The 21153-nt window shown below is 36.0% G+C and carries 18 protein-coding genes and 1 other annotated feature; of the genes, 11 read left to right on the top strand and 7 right to left on the bottom strand.

All coding sequences use genetic code 11. The features are described 5' to 3' along the window. The first annotated feature begins 153 nt into the window (after positions 1–153). The 3 genes from HZF24_RS10865 to HZF24_RS10855 are packed head-to-tail and all read left to right on the top strand — an operon-like array spanning position 154 to position 3846. The gene (locus HZF24_RS10865; protein ID WP_179238339.1) at positions 154–1230 is read left to right on the top strand and encodes a DnaD domain-containing protein; all 1077 of its coding nucleotides are present in this window, start codon (positions 154–156) and stop codon (positions 1228–1230) included. Further along, the gene (locus HZF24_RS10860; protein ID WP_179238338.1) at positions 1223–2206 is read left to right on the top strand and encodes an ATP-binding protein; all 984 of its coding nucleotides are present in this window, start codon (positions 1223–1225) and stop codon (positions 2204–2206) included. The genes HZF24_RS10865 and HZF24_RS10860 overlap by 8 nt, the downstream gene beginning before the upstream one ends. A 14-nt stretch (positions 2207–2220) precedes the next feature. Continuing rightward, a complete protein-coding gene (locus tag HZF24_RS10855; RefSeq protein WP_179238337.1) occupies positions 2221–3846 on the top strand; it encodes a putative manganese-dependent inorganic diphosphatase in 1626 nt (541 codons plus the stop codon). A gap of 76 nt (positions 3847–3922) precedes the next feature. Here the strand turns inward: HZF24_RS10855 and HZF24_RS10850 are convergent, their stop codons facing one another. Then, positions 3923–4468, bottom strand: coding sequence for a putative ABC transporter permease (locus HZF24_RS10850; protein ID WP_179238336.1), 546 nt, complete (start codon positions 4466–4468; stop codon positions 3923–3925). 151 nt (positions 4469–4619) lie between these two features. Continuing rightward, positions 4620–6155: a putative polysaccharide biosynthesis protein gene (locus tag HZF24_RS10845; RefSeq protein WP_179238335.1), complete on the bottom strand. Its 1536-nt coding sequence runs from the start codon at positions 6153–6155 to the stop codon at positions 4620–4622. Positions 6156–6444: 289 nt separating this feature from the next. On the opposite strand from HZF24_RS10845, the gene HZF24_RS10840 reads away from it, so the two are divergent. From HZF24_RS10840 to ilvB, 6 genes are all read left to right on the top strand, one after another. Beyond that, entirely contained in the window at positions 6445–6993 is a 549-nt protein-coding gene (locus HZF24_RS10840; RefSeq protein ID WP_179238334.1) for a helix-turn-helix domain-containing protein, read from the top strand. A gap of 118 nt (positions 6994–7111) precedes the next feature. After that, positions 7112–9481, top strand: a complete 2370-nt coding sequence (locus HZF24_RS10835) for a glycyl radical protein (protein WP_179238333.1) — start codon at positions 7112–7114, stop codon at positions 9479–9481. Beyond that, entirely contained in the window at positions 9468–10220 is a 753-nt protein-coding gene (locus tag HZF24_RS10830; RefSeq protein ID WP_179238332.1) for a glycyl-radical enzyme activating protein, read from the top strand. The genes HZF24_RS10835 and HZF24_RS10830 overlap by 14 nt, the downstream gene beginning before the upstream one ends. A 121-nt stretch (positions 10221–10341) precedes the next feature. Further along, positions 10342–10585 (top strand) — a binding site (T-box leader). A 109-nt stretch (positions 10586–10694) separates the two neighbouring features. Then, a complete protein-coding gene (locus HZF24_RS10825) occupies positions 10695–10931 on the top strand; it encodes an ACT domain-containing protein (RefSeq protein WP_179238331.1) in 237 nt (78 codons plus the stop codon). A gap of 55 nt (positions 10932–10986) precedes the next feature. Beyond that, a complete protein-coding gene (gene ilvC, locus HZF24_RS10820) occupies positions 10987–11997 on the top strand; it encodes a ketol-acid reductoisomerase (protein WP_179238330.1) in 1011 nt (336 codons plus the stop codon). An 8-nt stretch (positions 11998–12005) separates the two neighbouring features. Next, complete coding sequence (gene ilvB, locus HZF24_RS10815; protein ID WP_179238329.1) at positions 12006–13658, top strand: biosynthetic-type acetolactate synthase large subunit; 1653 nt, start codon at positions 12006–12008, stop codon at positions 13656–13658. A 78-nt stretch (positions 13659–13736) separates the two neighbouring features. Here ilvB and HZF24_RS10810 read toward each other — a convergent pair whose 3' ends face one another. Then, on the bottom strand, positions 13737–14867 hold the full coding sequence (locus HZF24_RS10810) for an aldo/keto reductase (protein ID WP_179238328.1): 1131 nt from the start codon (positions 14865–14867) through the stop codon (positions 13737–13739). Between the two features lie 180 nt (positions 14868–15047). Here HZF24_RS10810 and HZF24_RS10805 point away from each other — a divergent pair, with 180 nt between their 5' ends. Then, positions 15048–15314 (top strand): metal-sensing transcriptional repressor, encoded by a 267-nt coding sequence (locus tag HZF24_RS10805; RefSeq protein WP_179238327.1) that lies wholly within the window; start codon positions 15048–15050, stop codon positions 15312–15314. Between the two features lie 4 nt (positions 15315–15318). Then, on the top strand, positions 15319–17907 hold the full coding sequence (locus HZF24_RS10800; RefSeq protein ID WP_179238326.1) for a heavy metal translocating P-type ATPase: 2589 nt from the start codon (positions 15319–15321) through the stop codon (positions 17905–17907). A 60-nt stretch (positions 17908–17967) separates the two neighbouring features. Here HZF24_RS10800 and HZF24_RS19245 read toward each other — a convergent pair whose 3' ends face one another. The 4 genes from HZF24_RS19245 to HZF24_RS10785 form a co-directional block, all read right to left on the bottom strand. Further along, entirely contained in the window at positions 17968–18090 is a 123-nt protein-coding gene (locus HZF24_RS19245; protein ID WP_281372282.1) for a hypothetical protein, read from the bottom strand. 47 nt (positions 18091–18137) lie between these two features. After that, positions 18138–18350, bottom strand: a complete 213-nt coding sequence (locus HZF24_RS10795; RefSeq protein WP_179238325.1) for a hypothetical protein — start codon at positions 18348–18350, stop codon at positions 18138–18140. 12 nt (positions 18351–18362) lie between these two features. Then, complete coding sequence (locus HZF24_RS10790; protein WP_179238324.1) at positions 18363–18608, bottom strand: type II toxin-antitoxin system RelE family toxin; 246 nt, start codon at positions 18606–18608, stop codon at positions 18363–18365. Positions 18609–18753: 145 nt separating this feature from the next. After that, on the bottom strand, positions 18754–21105 hold the full coding sequence (locus tag HZF24_RS10785) for a valine--tRNA ligase (RefSeq protein WP_179238323.1): 2352 nt from the start codon (positions 21103–21105) through the stop codon (positions 18754–18756). Between the last annotated feature and the right edge of the window lie 48 nt (positions 21106–21153).

Here is a 21153-nt window from a genome sequence, read left to right as displayed (position 1 = left end):
TCTTTTAATTAAATCATCTGACAACATTATAATATTAAATATGATATGTTGTCAATTGTTTAAATAGAAAAATGTTTTCACAAATTCATAACAATATTGTTACAATTATATTACAATTTCCTGTAAAATATTGTTACCAAAAAGGAGTTTTTTATGTACTTTATTCTTCAGGAGATGCAGATAGATTTGGGTGATACCCCTATAGAGAATATATTTATTAACGATTATATGCCTGTAGCTGATGGGACATACGTAAAGGTGTACATCATGGGATACAAATATGCCAAGGACAAGCAATATAATTTTAACAATGAAACAATTTCCAAGAATTTAAAACTTCCGCTGTCTGATGTATTGAGAGCATGGGATTATTGGGAAGAAGAAGGAATTATCATAAAGCATCAAACGGATGATGAATATAATTATTGTATTGAGTTTATCAACCTTAAGCAGCTTTACATCGACAAAGTATATAAATTTATAAAAGACATGGATAATGGTAAGGGAAATATGAATGATGATCTTATTTCTACAGCCAAAGGTTCCGAAAATAAAAAGATGATGGAAGAAATAGAGGATATGTTTGGCAGACCGTTAAAGATTCCAGAAAAACAAAAAATCGTAAAGTGGCTTAACGACTATAAGATGAAACCTGAAATAATGGCTCAGGCCTTCAGCTATTCAATAAATAACAAGAAGGTAAAAAGGTTCAGCTATATTGAATCAATAGTATCTGCCTGGCATGACGAAGGAGTCAATGACATTGATACAATGGTTGAATATCTTGAAAAGAGAAATGACAGGTTCTCAATTTATTCTCGTATAAGCAGAGCTTTGGGATTTAACAGAACACTGACTGAAGCCGAAATGAAATTAATTGACAGATGGGTTGATGAATGGTCATTTTCAATGGAAATGATTTTAAAATGTCTGGATAATTCAACTAAAATTAATAATCCGAATTTAAATTATTTTGATAAAATATTGAGTGAATGGTATAAAAACGGCTTTAAGACCATAGAGGATTTAAAAAATGACAAAAAACCCGAACCCAAGATAAAGACATCGATAAAAGAAACAGCTAAAACAAAAAATAAATTTCATAATTTTATTCAAAGTGATGACTATACCGGTGACGATCTGGAGAAGATTGCGAGAAAAAGATTTGAAAAGAAGCTGAGTAAGTTAGGATTAAACATGCCTGAGGAGGGAGATGAAGGTAATGAATAAACAAATCCTTGAAAACATAATGACCGAGTACAATAAAAAACGTCTTAGAGCCGCCCGTAATGCAGATATTAAAAAAGAAAAGCTTTATGAAAGTATACCGGAGCTGAAAGATGCAGATGATGCAATTAAGCTTTTAAGTATAAGATTGTCTAAATTATTTTTATCCAGGCCGGACAATTTAAATGAAGAAGTATTAAAATTAAAAGAAGAAATAGACGGATTAAAAAAATATAAAGCTGATATTTACACAAAGTATAACTTACATGAAGATTATTTAGATATTGAATATGAATGTAAAAAATGCAATGATACAGGTTATTATGATGACGGTAAAAAATGCAGCTGTTTAAACAAACAGATTATAAACAGCCTATATTCTATGTCTAACATGGAGTGTATGCTTGGCAAGGAAAATTTTGATGCCTTTGATATTAATGTTTTCAGTAACGAGACATATAAAAATGAAAAGCTTACTCCGAGACAAAATATGTATTATATATTGGAGATAAGCGAAGATTTTTGTTCTAACTTCTATGATTCAAATATGAATCTTTTGCTGTACGGCAGCACCGGTTTAGGAAAAACATTTATGTGCAACTGTATAGCCAAGGCGCTTATAAACCGTGAAATTTCTGTTCTTTATCAAACATCTTTCTCTTTGTTTGAAATAGTGGAGAATCATAAGTTTAACAAGCAAAATGAGAGCGAAGAAAATTTAATTAATTACAATATGATTTTTGAATGCGAGCTGCTTATAATTGATGACCTTGGTACCGAAGTGAGCAATTCATTTACAAACGCGGAGCTGTTTAACATAATTAACGAAAGGTTGATTAATAACAAAAGAATTATTATTTCAACAAATTTGTCTTTAGAGCAGTTAAGAGATACTTATTCGGACAGAATTACATCAAGGATTTTTAATAATTTTGTACCGCTTAAATTTTATGGCGATGATTTACGATACAAAAATTAAATGTGAGGAATTATATGAAGCATAATTTAATATTCGGCCACAAAACCCCCGATACAGACAGTGTCTGCTCGGCAATTGTATTGTCATGGCTGAAAAATCAACTTGATGAACCGTCAGTGCCGTATATACTTGGCAATATAAATAAAGAAACTGAGTTTGTGCTTAACTATTTTAACGTAGCTACCCCACAAATATTAGATAATGTAAAAATACAACTTAAGGATTTGGATTATGATAGAGTAAAGCCCTTTAGTAAGGACAGCTCCGTTCATTTTGCATACTTTCATATGAATGAAAACAAGCTGAGAACTCTTCCCATAGTAAATGATGACGGGGTACTTTCAGGAATCATAACAATGAAGGATATTGCAATGAGTTTAATTAATACAGATCAGCAGCATATATGCACTTCCTATGACAATATCATAGAAACACTATTGGGAAAAAGCTTGTTGAGGTTTAATGACATTATTGACGGAGAAATAATCGTTGCTTCATTTGAGGAAAAGACCTTAAGGAAAACGTCCTTTATCAACAAAAATTCAATAGTAATCGTAGGTGACCGATACGATATTATTAAGTATGCAATTGAAATGGGAGTTAAGCTGATTATCGTAACGGGAGATATGGAGGTTCCGGAAGAGCTTTTAAGCTCAGCAGTTGAAAATAAAGTAAATATTATCGGAACATCATATCAGACTTACTATACCGCAAAAAATATTTCCTTGTCTAAATATGTTAAGGACATCATGAAGGATAAGGATATTATAATGTTTGTTGAGGATGATTACTTGAATGATTGCAAAGAGGATATCGAGCAATCAAAGCATTCCAAGTTTCCGATTATATCAAAGGATAATAGGTATCTGGGAATGCTCAGCAGAAATCATTTAATTAATCCTCAGAGAAAAAAGGTCATACTGGTTGACCACAATGAAATGAATCAAAGTGCGGAGGGTTTAGAAGAAGCTGAAATACTTGAAGTGATAGATCATCATAAAATCGGCGATATAAGAACGTCTATTCCTATTATTTTCAGGAATATGCCGGTAGGAAGTTCTAATACAATAATTTACTATATGTACAAGGAGCATAATATCGAAATTTCTAAAGAAGCTGCAGGGCTTATGCTGTCAGGAATTATTTCAGATACATTGCTGTTTAAGTCTCCGACAACAACTGAAAGGGATAGGTCAGCAGTTGAAGAGCTGTCAAAAATAGTTGATTTGGATTTATATAAGTATGCAATGGAAATGTTCAAGGCAGGAACCTCTCTTGAAGGAAAAACAATGGAGGAAATTTTGCTCCAGGATTTCAAGAAGTTTAATCTGATTTATAAAAATGTAGGAATATCTCAGGTTTTTACGCTGGATATCAATCAAATAATGAACAGCAAGGACGATTATATAAGATTGATAGACAATATAACGTATGATAAGGATTATTTCCTTATTATTATGGCAGTTACGGATATTGTAAATGAAGGCTCCTATATTTTTTATACCTCTAACAGGGATAGATTAGTCAAAGGAATATTTGAAGAAGAAAATGTATTTCAAGGAATGTATGTGGATAAATGCGTTTCAAGGAAAAAACAAATAGTTCCGGCGATAATAAGTGCATTAAGATTGATAAGATAAGCAGTCGCTTATGCTGGAAGTGAAAGTAAAAACAGGTTGCTGAAAAAGAACAAGCTTTTTCAGCAACCTTTATTTGTTATACCCGGGACGACAAATGATACATTCTTCTCATATTATATGATGCATTAACAAACAATACAGAAAAGATTAAATATGAAAAAATTAGTTTTGTCACATCAGGTATTGCGTACACTACTATTTCAATCAGAGGATGTATTACGTTGGCAAGAATTAATGCCACTATCCCCCAGCCGAGTGAAAAATCCAAGCATATATAAGAATGAAGATTATAGGGTAAATCGCTGTAATCCCATAATTTGCAATGAAAAATCTGATCTAAAATCCTGCCTGTGGCATATTCCAAAAATGTTACGGAGAATATGCTTGCAATGGTTGCAAATATTAAACCCGGAAGACGATCCATGGTGATTTCACTCAGTGTAAAAATAATAATTATAATTACTCCGCATAATCCATACAGCGGCAAGAAATAATTTGTCAGGAAGCCCCTGCTTATATACAAACTTTTATTAATTATGCTTCTAAAGACGGTTTCCAACAAAAATCCTAAAAAACCATATATAAAAAAGAATACTGTCACATTAATTAAGTCATATTGCATATTATCTCTCCTAAATTTTCTATCTGGGTTATACAAAGTATTTTTTGAAATTATAGGAGAAATATCCTAAGGATATTGTGCCAATTTGTTGTAATACATCCAATAATATAGTATATTTTGCTTCTGCTCAGGATAAGCGACCGACATCAAATTAAAATTTGAGTCGTCTGCTTAGTTCATTAATTGAGGATAAATGAATACTTTTAGTATAAATTAAGCCCATCAAATACAAAAGACACAATATTATTATGGAAGAAATCAATGAGATTATGTTGTTTGAAGAATTTAACATAAACATGTTATATATTGCTTTAGATAAAAATCCTGCGGCTGCGGCTGAGATAATCGGTTTAAATATCCAATTGCCAACTTCAAAAACGATGCATGATACTTGAAGCAATCTTGTTAAGTATAAAATTGTATTGAGTATGGTGGTTAAAAACAATGCAAACAAATATGCATTAAATCCATAAATAGGAACGAAAAAATAAATTATTGAAATTTTTAGTATTGACTCAATAATATTAACCTTAAAAGAACTCATTTGTTCTCCTAAAGCATGCAGCATAGAGGAAATAACCATGTTTAAATACATAAAGGGGCAGACGTAGGATATTATTTTAATCATTAATCCGACTTGTGAATCGTTGTATACGGCAATGGCAACTTCATTTGGAAATGCAACGAACACAGCAACAACTAAAATTCCTGAAATAGATGTAAAATGCAAGACCTTTGATAAGGTATTTGATACCTTTTTTTCATTGGATAAAGCATTGTCTCCTGCTACGGAAGGTATGAGTATGGAAGAAAGTGAAGTAAGAAACGATGATGGAAAAAACAATATGGGCAAGACCATTCCTTTAATCATACCATACAAGCTCATGGCTGCTTCAGCCGAAAGACCGTATATCAATAAACGAGCAGGAATCATTGCATTTTCAACAGTTCTAAGAATTGCATTCAGGTATGATGTTGCTGACAGAGGCAATGCAATACCAAGGATTTTAAATATCATAATATCAGATTTTTGATTTGTTTTAATTGAAAACGGCTTTTTTTCAAATATGTAAAAGATCCATGTCAAAAATAATGAAAACAACTCTTCTGCGGTCATACCTATGGCAATTGCAATACAACCATATTCGATACCCTTTGGAAGGTAGGCATTCATAATTGAAAAAATAACAAAAATCCGTACCAATTGCTCTGTTACCTGCACTATGGCCGGCTTGGTTATTTTCCCAACGGCATAGAAATATCCCTTATAACAGTTTGAAACTGCTATTAAAGGCAGGCTCGGAACCAAGTAAAGCATAGGCATAACCGTCCTGCTGTCTTTCAATATATTGACAGATATATAATCGGCAAAATAATAAAGTAAAAATGCAGACAAAAGTCCTGTAAACAAGGAAAGGCCTATTGACTGTCTAAGAACTTTCTTTGCATTGGCGTAATGCTTCAAAGTAAGCTCTTCCGATACTAATCTTGAAACAGCTACTCTTATACCAGATGTTGCTAAGGTAACCATCAGCATATATATGGTAAGTATCAGCTGGTACAAACCAATTCCTTCAGCACCAAGTATATTTGCAAGATAGATGCGAAAACCCATTCCTACTATTCTTACAATGGTTGTAGCAACAGTCAATATTAATGTACCAATAATTATACTGTCTCTTTTCATGCTTCACCTCGAAAAATCTATTCACATATAAATAATATGCTGTGGAATGCATTCTATGTCGATTAAGAGGAAAGAGGACACACCTTTAGTAAAAGACAATCTTTGCAGGTAAAAGGAATGGTCTCAAATTTATTAAGGGTACAAAAACACTATAACGTACATTTCTAGCGATTTGTATAATTTATCAGATTTGTTGTTGCGGAAAAATAAAATATAGGCTATAATAATGTAAAGAAATTCATCACGAAAAGATTTTATTGTAGTAAATATTAAGCATACAGAGGCTGCTATGGATAACTTATTAATAAATATAGGAAGTACTTTAAAGAAAACAAGGACTGAAAAGGGCTTGACGTTAGAGGCGGCTTCTAATTTGACCGGTGTGAGCAAGGCAATGCTCGGGCAGATTGAAAGAACCGAATCAACCCCTACGGTTTCAACTCTCTGGAAAATAGCAACAGGTCTTAAAATTCCATTTTCAGAATTATTAGATGATAAATCCGATGAAGACAGTGCTTTGTTTATTGATAATGTTGACCCTGTTTATGAATCGGAAGGAAAAATGATATTGTACAATGTATTTCCTTTCAACCCTTTAGCCGGCTTTGAATATTTTTATATAAAAATGCTGCCGGGAGCAAACCATACATCATCTCCTCATAAAGCTTCAACCGAGGAATATGTTGTAGTAACCAAAGGGACTCTTGAGATGATAATTAAGAAAAAAAAATATGTATTAAAGGCACCTTCGGCAATATTTTTCAAAGCGGATGAAATTCATTCCTATAGCAATCCTTATGATGAGGAGGCTATATTTCAAAACGTAGTAAGATATTAGATATAGGTTGCAGGACAAACATTTTAAGCAACCTAAGAAAGATAAATTTAGTATATTTTTTTAGAATTTTAGTGCGTTATAACGCACACATACAATTTATAACATACAGGAGGCAATTATGGTAACTGATAGAATCGAAAAAATAAGACAGAATTATATTAATTCAAAACCTGCTATTTCATATGAAAGAGCAAGAATCTGGACTGAGTCACACAAAAAAACCGAAGGAGAAGCCATTCCTATCCGAAGAGCAAAGGCATTTAAGGATACCTGTGAGCAGTTGAAGGTTCAAATATTTGATGGAGAATTAATCGTCGGAGCAACAGGCGAGTTTAGAAAGTGCGGTATTTTAACGCCTGAATTTTCGTGGACCTGGGTTGACAGAGAAATGGATAACTTTGATAAAAGAGTACAGGACCCCTATATAATGACTGATGAACAGAGAAAATTTGTCAGAGAAAATATATTCCCTTATTGGAAGGGCAAGTCATTGGAGGAAATGTTTTTGGCACAGCTTCCCGAAGAGACCGCCAGGGTTGCCGTTGATACAGGGATAGTGGATAATGATTCTAAGTGGAGACAGGCAGTTGGGGAAATAACACCTGATTATCAGGACGTGTTATTCAAGAAAGGCTTCGGGGGAATTATAAGGGAAGCACAGGAGCATATGCGAAATCTAAATGATATAACGGCGGAAAATATCAAGAAAAAAGAATTTTACGAGTCGGTTATATTGACATCAGAGGGAATTATAATACTGGCTCACAGATATTCGGAAAAAGCCAGGGAAATGGCTCAGAATGAGCAGGATGAAATAAGAAAAAATGAATTGTTGAAAATAGCTGAAATTTGCAGCAGGATTCCTGAAAATCCGCCGGTGACCTTTTATGAAGCAATGCAATTAGTATGGTTTACTCAGGTGGGAGGTATTTTGTCAGAAAATCCTCTGGCACTAAACGTAGGAAGATTCGATCAGTTCATGTATCCTTATTATAAAAATGATATTGAAAAGGGAATTATGACAAAGGATGAGGCGCAAGAATTGATAGAAGCACTTTGGCTCAAGCTTTCTGAATGGGTTTGGACTATATCGGCCAATACGGCTGAATTTTTTGCGGGCTATAACCAATTCCAGAACCTTACGGTGGGAGGCAAGACGAGAGACGGCAAGGATGCAACCAATGAATTATCCTACATGGCATTAAAAGCAACTGAAAAGGTTAAAACACATCAACCGGGATTAAGCGTAAGGATTCATCAGGATTGTCCGGGTGATTTTTTGGATGCAGTTACTAATTTAGTAAGTAAAGGAACAGGATTCCCGGCAATCCACAGCGATCAGGCAGGTTATCAGATGCTGATAAATGCCGGATATAAGCCGGAGGATGCAAGGGATTGGAATAATTGCGGCTGTGTTGTACCTCATTTCAGGAAGACAGGCGAATGGACCTCGGCAGTTAACATTAATTTTACTGCTGCATTGGAATATGCTCTGAATCGGGGTTATTCAAGAATTACTAAGGGAAAAATAGGACTTGACGAAAAAGACCCGAAATCTTTTGAAAGCTATGAAGAAGTAGAAGAAGCTTTTTACAAACAATTTGATAATTTAATCAGACATTCTGTTATATCGACCTTGCATGCACAAAGATTGCACAAGGAATTGGTGCCGAGACCGTTTTTGTCTTCATGCATAGAAAACTGTCTGAGTGAAGGCGTGGATTTGGTTGATGCCGGAGCTAAATACAATTTGGGGCCAGTGTTAACGGGGATTGGTCTGGCTGTAACTTCAAATTCGTTGGCAGTAATTAAAAAATTAATATTTGAAGAAAAAGCCGTATCAATAGAAACATTGATAGAAGCAATGGATGCAAATTGGGAAGGCTATGAGGGGCTCAGACAAATTGCACTAAAGGTGCCTAAGTATGGAAATGATGATGACTATGTTGACGATATTGCAATTAAAATGGCTAATTATTATTACAATGAGGGTCATAAATATAAGGATATAAACGGAAACAATTTCAACACCGCTTTCATGGGAATATCAAACTACCTTCCAACAGGTAAGGTTGTCGGAGCAACACCGTGCGGCAGGAGGGCAGGAGAGCCCTTATCAGAAGGCGTATCACCATTTGCCGGATCTGATACATCAACTCCGTTGGCTGCCTTGCGTTCGGCAGCAAAATTAAATCAGGATGTTCATTCCGGAGGAACATTATTAAACCTGAGATTAAACGAGGAATTAGTTAAGACAAAGAGAGGTCAACGAAATCTTGGAAACATAATTCAAGCGTTTTTCAGCTTGGGAGCATTTCACGTACAGTTTAATACCATATCAACCGAAACATTGAGAAAGGCACAGGAAAATCCTGAAAACTACAAGGATTTGTTGGTGAGAGTTGCAGGATACAGCACTCAATTTGTTAATCTGTCAAGAAGTATGCAGGATGCTATCATAGCAAGGACAGCACATGAAAGCATGTAATACCGGCTTTTTTATGTCACCTCAGAATTTTTCGGTTAATGATGGTGATGGTATCAGAACTATAATATTTTTTGCGGGATGTCCGTTGAAATGCAAATGGTGTGCTAATCCTGAAAGCCAAAGCTATAATAATTGTTTGGTAAAAGAGTATTCGGTTGAACAGATTTTAAAAATAATAGAACGGCAGGAGATATTTTACAGGAGTTCGGGAGGAGGCGTTACCTTTTCAGGCGGAGAGGCAACGCTTAATCCGGATATTTTAAGAGAATTGACAAATATTCTTTACGACAGAGCAATTAACTTAGCCATAGAAACTTCCGGATATTTTAACTTTGAAGAAATTAAGGACATTTTAGAAAAAATGGATTTAATTTTTGTTGATATTAAACACATGGATGAAAATAAGCACATTTTTTTCACAGGAAAAAGCAATAGAATTATATTAAGCAATATAAAAAAAATGAAGGGCTTAAATATTCCTATAGTTGTCAGAATACCTGTCATAGAAGGAGCAAATGTAGATGATCATAATATGGCTGAAACGGCTGAATTTGTAAAGGAAAATATCGACAATCCCAAAATTGAGCTTCTACCCTACCACAGCTTCGGAGATGAAAAATACGAAGCTTTAGGGATTGAAAAGCCTTCAAGGAATTTTAAAGCACCTTCTGTCGATAGACTGAAGGAGTTAAAAAAATTAATTGAGAAACATGGTGTAGAAATAGTCAGCTACAACTAAAAGGTAGGCTGCTGAATGAACTTTTTCAGCAGCCTGCATATTTATGAAAAAATAATTTAAAAAATAATTTAAAAAAGGTGTTGACAAGGTTGTTGGTGTGTGCTTATAATGTTATTTAAATATAAAAGCTTTGACGGAGACAAAAATATCCGAAAATAACAAAGAGAGCCGGTGGTTGGTGCGAACCGGTGTTATGGGATATAATGATCACTCCTGAGCTTCCAAGCCGAATTTCAGTAGGTAAGGACGTGTTTCTGCGTTATAAGAATAGAGTTCAAAAAACAAATAGTTTTTTCGACTTGAAAGAGGCGATATTTTTTTATCGTAAAATAGGGTGGTACCACGAAAGACCTTTCGTCCCTATATACATATATCTGTATGTATATAGAGATGAGAGGTTTTTTTATTTTCACTGTGATACTCCAACCTTATTCTATACTCTCAAGTTGAAACAAATTAAAATCAGGAGGTATTATGAACAGAACAATAAGCTTTAAAATGAACAAAGGAATTGATTCAGCATTGAGAGTATTGACAACCTTAAGGAGAAAACAGTTTGATGTGCAAGGCTTCAGCATGATCCGAACAGAAGGAAAGGATTCTGAATTTAAAATTACCTTAGTGGATAAAAAGCAGGAAAGCTTTGAAAGAGCAATGCTGCAAATGCGTAAGCTCGTAGATGTTTATGATGTATCAGAAGCGGCAGAGTAACAAAATTTATCAAAAGCAACAAAAATAAAAATAAATTTATTTGGAGGAAAATAAAATGGGGAAAATGTACTATGACAATGATGCAGATTTAAAATACTTAGAAGGGAAAACTGTTGCGGTAATAGGCTATGGCAGTCAGGGACACGCACATTCATTAAATCTTAAGGAAAGCGGAGTTAATGTTGTAGTTGGATTGCATGAAGGAAGCAAATCAAGACAGAAAGCACAGTCGCACGGCTTGGCAGTAGATACGGTTGCAGGTGCGGTAAAAAAAGCGGATGTAGTAATGATGCTTACACCTGATACAGTTCAGAAGAAAATCTACGATGAAGATGTAGCTCCGAACCTGGAAGAAGGAAATGCACTTGCGTTTGCGCACGGATTTAACATCCACTATCATCAGATAGTACCGCCTAAAAATATAGATGTATTCATGGTAGCTCCAAAGGGACCGGGTCACCTGGTTAGAAGACAGTACGTTGAAGGTAAGGGAGTACCTGATGTATTTGCAGTTCATCAGGACTATACAGGAAAGTGCAAGGAGCTTACTTTAGCTTATGCAAAGGCATTGGGAGGCACAAGAGCCGGTGTTATCGAAACAACCTTCAAGGAAGAAACAGAAACAGATTTATTTGGTGAACAGGCAGTGCTTTGCGGCGGTATCACAGAATTGATAAAGGCGGGCTTCGATACATTGACCGAAGCCGGATATCAGCCGGAAATAGCATATTTCGAATGCTTACATGAAATGAAGCTCATTGTTGATTTAATCTATGAGGGTGGATTCGAAAATATGAGATATTCGATAAGTGAAACTGCAGAATACGGTGATTATATAACTGGAACAAAAATCATTACTAAAGAAACAAGAAATACCATGAAAGAGATTTTATCTGACATACAGGACGGAACATTTGCTTATGACTGGATTTCAGAAAATAAAGCAGGAACACCGAGATTCCTTGCTATGAAAAACATGGCTCTTGATCATCCGATAATAGAAACAGGCAAGAAACTGAGATCGATGATGCCATGGGTAGGCAAGGCCGCTCAAGGGCAGGAATAGGAGGAAGTATGAAATTAACAGGCTCACAAATAATACTTAGAGTTCTTAGAGAAAAAGGAATTGATACTTTGTTTGGATATCCAGGAGGAGCCGTTATACCATTCTTTGATGCTCTACATGATGAGCTTGATTATTTTAAGGTATACAGACCGGCGCATGAACAAAATGGTGTTCATGCTGCCGATGGATATGCAAGGAGTACAGGGAAATTAGGGGTGTTCGTAGCAACCTCGGGTCCCGGTGCTACAAATACTATAACGGGCATTGCAAATGCTTATATGGATTCGGTGCCGCTACTGGTTATAACAGGTCAGGTTGCAAATGTTCTGATTGGGAAGGACTCATTTCAAGAGGTGGATATAACAGGCATGACACTGTCTGTTACGAAGCACAGCTACATGGTGAGAAAAATTGAAGATTTAGAAAATGCTATGAGGGAGGCAATTGAGGTTTCTCTTGAAGGAAGACCGGGTCCTGTTGTTGTTGATGTGCCGAAGGATGTATTTTTGGATACATGGGAATATGAGGGGGATTTAGAAAATACGCATACTGAAAATAAATTGCCCGAAAAGGATGATTTGGATCTTGCAGTAAAGCTGATTAATGAAGCAAAAAGGCCGGTTATCTATGCCGGTGGCGGGGTAAGAATTTCTGAGAATGATGATGTACTTCTGCAATTTGCCGAAAAAACTCAAATTCCCGTTTGTAACAGCTTCATGGGACTCGGAACTATACCGAGAAGCAATAAATTATCCCTCGGGTTCGTAGGAATGCATGGATTTGTGGAAACAAACATGGCTGTCACAAATTGTGATTTGCTTATAGCTATAGGTGCCCGGTTCAGTGACAGGGTAATAGGAAGACCAGACAGATTTGCCCCCAGGGCAAAAATAATTCACATAGATGTGGACAGTACAGAGGTCAATAAAAATACGTATGAATGCCTTCCACTAATCGGAGATATGGAAACTATATTGAATACATTGCTAAAGGATTCAGAGCCCAAGGACAGGAAAAATTGGCTTGATGAAATTCATTCAAAAAGAAATACGGACAATATTGAGGGTGAATTTGTACCCGAAAATATTCTGAAAGAAGTTAACAAATATTTTAATGACGATACTGTGGTTGCCACAGATGTGGGTCAGCATCAGATGTGGACGGGACAGTTTTGGAATTTTAATAAATCAAATGAATTTATAACTTCCGGAGGTCTCGGTACAATGGGCTTCGGCATGGGGGCTGCTATAGGCGCTCAGGTTGGAAATCCAAACAAAAAAGTAATTTTGGTAACGGGAGACGGAAGCTTCAGAATGAACAATCAGGAATTAGTCACCATATCAAGATACAAGCTTCCTGTTAAAATTTTAATGCTTAATAACAATTCCTTGGGAATGGTAAGGCAGTGGCAGAGGATGTTCAGTAATGCAAGGTATTCCGAAACAGACAATTATGAAGATGTGGATTATTTAATGCTGACAAGAGCGTATGGTATAATATCATACAAGGCTGAATCGATGGATGAGTTGACAGAAATACTGAATGAAGTAAGTAATGTAAATGAACCAGTGTTCATTGAATGTAAAATAGATTCCAACTGCAGTGTCTATCCCATTGTTCCGCCGGGCAGACCTATAGACGAGTTGTTATTGAACGGATAAAGCCTAGGCATTTTGGGGACGGACCTTTTCGTGGCCGCCAGCGGCCACGAAAAGGTCCGTCCCCAAAATGCTGTTCCATTACTCTGCCTTAATTTCAGTCATTTCCTTGTGTATAACTTTCAACTCTTCAGGTATGTTTATTTGCTGCGGGCATTTAGTTACACACTCACCGCACTCCTGACATTTATCCGCTCTTTTCTCATCACTTGTAAAAACAAAATAGCTTCTGGTTGCTATTTGCTTGTTTTCTGATTTTTTATAATCGTTATAAATATCAAATATACCGGGTATATCAACACCGTATGGGCATTCCATACAGTAGCGGCAGCCGGTGCATGGAACCGGTTTGATTTTCCTTAAATCATCTACGACTTTATCTATTACCTTTTGTTCATCATCTTCAATCGGCTTCAGATTGGTGAATGTTTTTATGTTATCATTTAATTGCTCCATGTTTGACATTCCGCTTAAAATAAGCGCTACATTCGGCAATGAAGCAACCCATCTCAGCGCCCAGGATGCAATGCTTGCATCAGGATTATAATTCTTAAGATGCTCCATGACATGAGGAGCGAAGGATGCTAAGAAACCGCCTCTTACAGGTTCCATAACGAAGCAGGGGATATTTAATTTTTCCAGTGTTTCATATTGAGATTTAGCTTCATCTTCTTCCCAATCCCAATAATTTATTTGAAGCTGAACAAAATCCCACTTGTAAGCAGCTGCAAATTCCTTTAAAACTTCATTGCTGTCATGGAATGAAAAGCCGATATGCTTTATTTTTCCTTCAGCTTTTTTCTTTGCAATAAAATCGTACAAATTAAATTTCTTTACTGTTTCAATTGTCTTCTTGTTCAATGAATGAAGCAAATAAAAATCAAAATATTCTGTATTGCATTTCTGCAACTGCTCGTTAAACAGCTTTTCCGCATCTTCCTCACTTTCTACTTTCCATACGGGAAGCTTGCTTGTGAGGTAATAGCTATCTCTTTTGAATTCAGGAAGCACCTTGCCCAAAAATCTTTCCGATTCACCGCCATGGTAATTGTAAGCCGTATCAAAATAATTGATACCTGAATTATAGGCGTGATGTATTAATTCTTTTGCTTTCTCAAAATCGATTTTATCATCCTTTACAGGAAAGCGCATACAGCCGTAACCCAAAAGGGGCATAACCTTTCCTAATTGTTCCACATGTTTTTTATCCATTAAACTCCCACCTTTATTATAATTTTTACATTAATTAATAATACTAATTATAGCATTTATAGAAAAACATGCAACCGGTAGGGTCAATAGAAAAATATTTATTAAAGATATTGACAATATTATAAATGTAGTATAACATGTAAATATACCCCCACCCCGGGGGTGGGAATGGAGGATTATATGAAGGCTGATAAAGATCAAATAAACAGATTATTAAAGACAGCATCCGGTCAAATTGAAGGAATTTCAAAAATGGTTGAAGAAAACAGATATTGTATGGATATTTCCAATCAAATATTGGCGGTACAATCAATTTTAAAAAAAGCTAACAATGAAATACTCAAGGCTCATATGCATATGTGTGTTAAACAAGCATTCAGAGAAGGTAATGAGGAAGAAAAAATAGATGAAATTATTTCATTAGTCAATAAATTAAATAAGGAGTGATAACTTGAAGACCAAAAAGTTTAATATTACAGGCATGACGTGTTCCGCGTGCTCTGCAAGGATAGAGAAAAACATAAATAAAACTGAAGGTGTCATTGAGGCAAATGTAAATTTGCTGAGCAACAGTATGACGGTTAAATACGATGAAACTGTTTTAAGTGAGAGCGATATTGTTAAGGTAGTATTAAATACAGGATATGGCGCTTCATCAGCTGAAAAGAAAAAAGATGCACCTGATAAAAATGATAAAACTGATGCAGAAAAAGAATTTACGGAAATGAAAAAAAGGTTAATTATTTCCTTTATATTTGCGGTGCCTCTCTTTTATATTTCAATGGGACATATGCTGAAGTGGCCGTTGCCGGATATTTTTCACGGGATGGAAAATTCTATTACTTTTGCATTTACACAACTATTACTTGCCTTGCCGGTTATGATAATCAATAAAAAATATTATACGGTTGGATTCAAGACATTGTTTAAGGGTTCTCCAAACATGGATTCGCTAATTGCAATAGGTACGACTGCAGCAGTTGCATACGGAGTATTTGCAATTTATAAAATTGGTTATGGTCTGGGACATATGGATATGGACATGGTAATGCAATATTCCATGGACTTGTACTTTGAATCGGCAGCTGTGATACTTGCATTAATAACCTTAGGTAAATTTTTAGAAGCAAGAGCTAAGGGAAGGACATCTGATGCAATTAAAAAATTAATGGATTTATCTCCTAAGACGGCACTTGTGGAAAGAAACGGACAGGAAATTGAACTTCCGGTGGAAGAGGTTGAAAAGGGAGATATCATAATAGTTAAGCCTGGTCAGTCGGTACCTGTTGACGGAACAATAATATTTGGTAATTCATCCATAGATGAGTCTATGCTCACAGGTGAGAGTATCCCGGTAGAAAAGAAAATTGGTGACAAGGTAATAGGCGCAAGCATAAATAAATCAGGTTATTTTAAATTTGAGGCACAAAATGTCGGTGACGATACAACATTATCTCAAATAATAAAATTGGTTGAGGAAGCGAGCTCATCAAAAGCTCCCATATCAAAATTAGCCGATAAAATAAGCAGTGTATTCGTTCCGGTGGTTATTGCCATAGCGGTCATTTCAACCATAGTATGGCTTATAGCGGGAGCGACCTTTGAATTTGCACTTTCAATAGGAATTGCGGTATTGGTAATTTCCTGCCCGTGTGCATTGGGTCTTGCAACACCGACGGCCATAATGGTAGGTACGGGAAAGGGTGCTGAAAACGGAATATTGATTAAATCTGCTGAGGCCCTTGAAATAGCTCACCAAATAAAGACTGTAGTAATGGATAAAACAGGAACAATTACCGAGGGAAAACCGAGAGTTACCGATATAATAGTCAACGGTATAGATGAAACGGAAATGCTTAAAATTGCAGCATCGGCAGAAAAAGGTTCCGAGCATCCTCTGGCAGACGCGGTGGTTGAAGAAGCTGATAAAAGAAATTTAGATTTATACAATGTTGCAAATTTTGAAGCAATACCGGGCCAGGGTCTTGAAGCAACAGTTAATGATAAAAAATACTATATAGGCAACTTAAGATTAATAGAAAACAAAAACATCAATATAAATAATTTTGGAGAAAAAAGCTCAATATTAGCTGAAGAAGGAAAAACACCTTTATACTTTGCAGATGAAAAAAATGTATTGGGGATTATAGCTGTAGCTGATGTTGTAAAGCCGACCAGTCAAAAAGCAATTCAAGAGTTTGAATCAATGGGAATTGAGGTTGTAATGCTTACGGGTGATAATAAGAAGACAGCCGAAGCTATAAGAAAGCAACTGGGAATTACCAGAGCGATAGCTGAAGTTCTGCCTCAGGATAAGGAAAGAGAAATCAGAAATATCCAGGAGCAAGGCAGAAAGGTTGCGATGATCGGTGACGGTATAAACGATGCTCCTGCACTGGCAAGAGCAGACGTTGGTATAGCCATAGGAGCAGGTACGGATGTAGCCATTGAATCGGCAGATATAGTTTTAATAAGAAGTGACCTGCTGGATGCGGTTACAGCGGTTCAATTGAGTCATGCAACTATCAGAAATATTAAACAGAATTTATTCTGGGCATTTATTTACAACACAGTCGGTATACCTTTGGCTGCAGGAGTATTCTATGGATTGCTTCAATGGAAGCTGAATCCTATGTTCGCAGCGGCAGCAATGAGCTTAAGCTCTGTATCCGTGGTATCCAATGCATTAAGGTTGAAATTCTTTAAGCCTGTAAGAATAAATAATGATGATACAAGTATTAATAAAGAATCAAGTATTAATAAGGATTCAAATAGTGATGAAATAAAAGTCAATGTTGAATCTTTATCAGATAAATCAAATAATAATGGAGGAAATAATATGAAAAAGACATTTATAGTTGAAGGAATGAGCTGCGGACATTGTAAAGCAGCTGTTGAAAAAGCATTAAAAGCAGTTGACGGAGTTGAAAATGCAGTAGTTGATTTAGAAAGCAAGACAGCTGAAGTAACATTATCGAATGAAGTGAATGATGATGTTTTGAAAAAGGCTATAACAGACGCAGGATACGAAGTAGTTTAGTAAAACGATAGAAAGTAATAATGGCGATTCTTATGTTTGATTTAATCAACAGAATCGCCATTATTTTAATTCGTTTTCTACTGAATCAGCAGATATCCAGCCATTTTCCCTTGTAGAAGCTTCTCCCTTTTCTAATTCAGAAAATAAATTCTTAATTGCATGAAGTTCATCCAATTCCTGCATGCAAAGTACCTCCTATATAAAAATCATATGGAACAGTAAAAATAAGGTCATATCCCCAGCTGTTTTTTTAACTCTTCATGGGTGACATAAGAATTATCCATTAAAGCTTCTTCTAATGATTCTAACTCGGATTTTGTTAGTTTTGTATAATCAGGATCCCAAGCAAGAACAAGCCTTTTAATAAATTCGAATGCAAATTGTTGTTCATTTTCAGGCAGCATTTCCAATAATTCAATTACTTTTGTGGATATTTCACTCATTATGATTCCTCCTTATTTATAAATATCTCCGCGTGAATCAACGTCTATTATTTCTAAGGTATTTTTATCATACTTATATATTATACGATATTTTCCTATACGCAATCTTAATTCATCTTTCCTACCTTGCATTGGCTTTATATCTCCCTCTGGAGGTTCTTTTGTTAACCCTGAAATTCCGTCTATAATTCTGTGAGCTAATTTTCTATCAGCATTTTTAAGAAATTTTATTGCGGATTTTTTGTATATAATATTCATTTTTCCCCCAAAGTTAACTTTCTACTATATATATTATATCTATTAATAACAAAATAATCAATAAGCATTACCATGAAAATGATATTAACAAAACATTGGGACGGTTCTTTTTGTTTCAAATGATACAAAAAGAACCGTTCTTATTTTATTCAAAGATGTAATTTATCTTTGCCGCCCTTGTACATGCTTTAATATCCTTTTCTGTGAGAATAAACCATTCTTCAAAACATCTATCTGTATGAATGTTAAGAAAGTCCATTTCCGTACGCATGGAAAGATTGCGTTCGGACTTATATTTTCGCATTTCAAATATAATATTCTTCAGATTTTCACCAAATAAAATAATTTCATTGTCTATTTGAGAGGGCTTCACCCAGTGTGTTAAGTGGATAGAAACTTTCTTTTCATACTGCAGGAAATACTCCTGATAAATATATTCGGTAATATGCGGTACGTAGATGGCATACAGCTTCATAATGTTCAACAGAGCATAGTATAATGCATATTGTCCGCTTTTTCGTTCCTCGGCACCGTGAATATCCGGCTTATAAAGCCGCTCTTTTACAATTTCAATATAATTATCGCAGAAATCTTTCCAAAACAGATTGTCAATTTCATGTTTTGCAGAGCCAATTTCATATTCGTATAGCAGCCTTGCGGCATTTGCGGCGGTTTCATTTACCCTCTCTATGATCCACCTGTCAACAGGCAGAAGATCCGGGGTTTGCTCAGTGTCAATATCTTGCAGGTGTGATATAGCAAATTTAGAGGCGTTCCATAATTTTGTAATAAACCGTTTGGAAACTTCCAGTTCATCAGGAGAAAAAAATGTGTCTGTCCCAAGCCGTGCACCTGCCGTCCAATATCTCAGGACATCAGCAGAATGAGCAGAAATTAAATATTTTGGATCAAGCTCATTGTTGCTTTTTGATTTGCTGATCTTTTCTCCTTTTCTGGCAAGGATGAATCCGCATATCATTAGGTCGTTCCACGGTATTTCTCCCGTATGATAAAGACTCCGTACTATTGTATAAAAAGTCCATGTTCGTATGATTTCATGGGCATGAGTACGCATACTCATGGGTGTTAGCTTTAAACCAAGTCTCTCATTTATTTGAGGAGTAATGCTTGATGTTGCCCATGTATCGAAAACCGCACTTTCCGGTATAAACTCCGGGCATCCGCACCTACAAATACCCTTATACTCTGTTTCAAGCGGATTGACCGGCAGTTGATCCTTTTCGGCAAAGACAGGTTCGCCGCAATTTTTGCAATACCACACCGGGAAGGGAACACCGAAATATCGTTGACGTGAAATGCACCAGTCCCATTTCAGGTTTTCAACCCATGCAATATAACGGCTTTTCATATTTGAGGGATACCAGTTTATTTCATCGGCCGCTTTCAAAAACCGCTCCCGCTCACTTAAGATGTCAATATACCATTGACGTGAGGGTATAATTTCAACTGGCTTACCGCAGCGTTCGTGTGTACCGACAGCATGTGTTATAGTCTCGCTTTTAAACAATAATCTATGTTCATCAAGTAAACGTATAATTGTTTTACGTGCATCTGAAATACTTAAGCCTCCGATATGAGGAACATCATTATCAATACTTCCATCCGGAAGAATAACCTTACGATATGGAAGGCTGTGTTCATCATACCATTCGGCATCAGTGCTGTCTCCGAAGGTTGCACACATAACCACGCCCGTGCCTTTATCAATGCATACTTTTTCGTCGGTATAAATTGGGATTTCATAATCATAAAGCGGAACTACAGCCGACTTCCCGATATATTGTTGATATCTTTCATCACTGGGGTTTACAAACAGGCATACACAGCCGTAAAGTAATTCGGGGCGGGTGGTGGCAACCTCAAGGGGATATCCATCAACATAAAACGGAACATAGTTAAATGTGCTTTCAATATCTGTCGTATCAAGCTCTGCCTGTGCTATTGAGGTCCTGCATTCGGTACACCATAAAACAGGAGATTCTTTTGTATATGCCTTCCCCATCTTAACAAGCTCCAAAAACAATTCCTGCGAGATCTTTTGTACTTCCGGGCTTATGGTTTGATATTCTGATGCCCAATCTACAGAGAAGCCGAGGGAATTCCAAAATGTCTTAAACTCATTTTCATATTTTTCTGTTGTGCGACGGCACTTTTCAATAAACTCGCTGCGAGGCAAAGCATTAGCGCGTATACCTTCCTCACGCTCAACAAGCCGTTCGGTAGGCAAACCGTTGTCATCAAAACCGAAGGGATAAAAAACATTTTGCCCCTGCATGCGCCGGAAACGGGCAGCCATCTCAGCCTGCGTGTATGAAAAAAGATGACCTATGTGTAAGCTGCCGCTTACTGTAGGTGGTGGAGTGTCAATAGAATACACCTGTCCTTTTGCGTCGGGATTGAACTTGTAGATTTGTTTTTGTTCCCAGAATTCCTGCATTTGCTTTTCAATTTGCGTAAAATTATAACGCTTTTCCATAGAGAATCCTCCGAATTATAGATTAACTAAATACAATAAAAAAGTCCC

The organism is Sedimentibacter hydroxybenzoicus DSM 7310 (assembly GCF_013403245.1).
Taxonomy (GTDB): domain Bacteria; phylum Bacillota; class Clostridia; order Tissierellales; family Sedimentibacteraceae; genus Sedimentibacter; species Sedimentibacter hydroxybenzoicus.
This window is presented reverse-complemented; position numbering and strand designations above follow the sequence as displayed.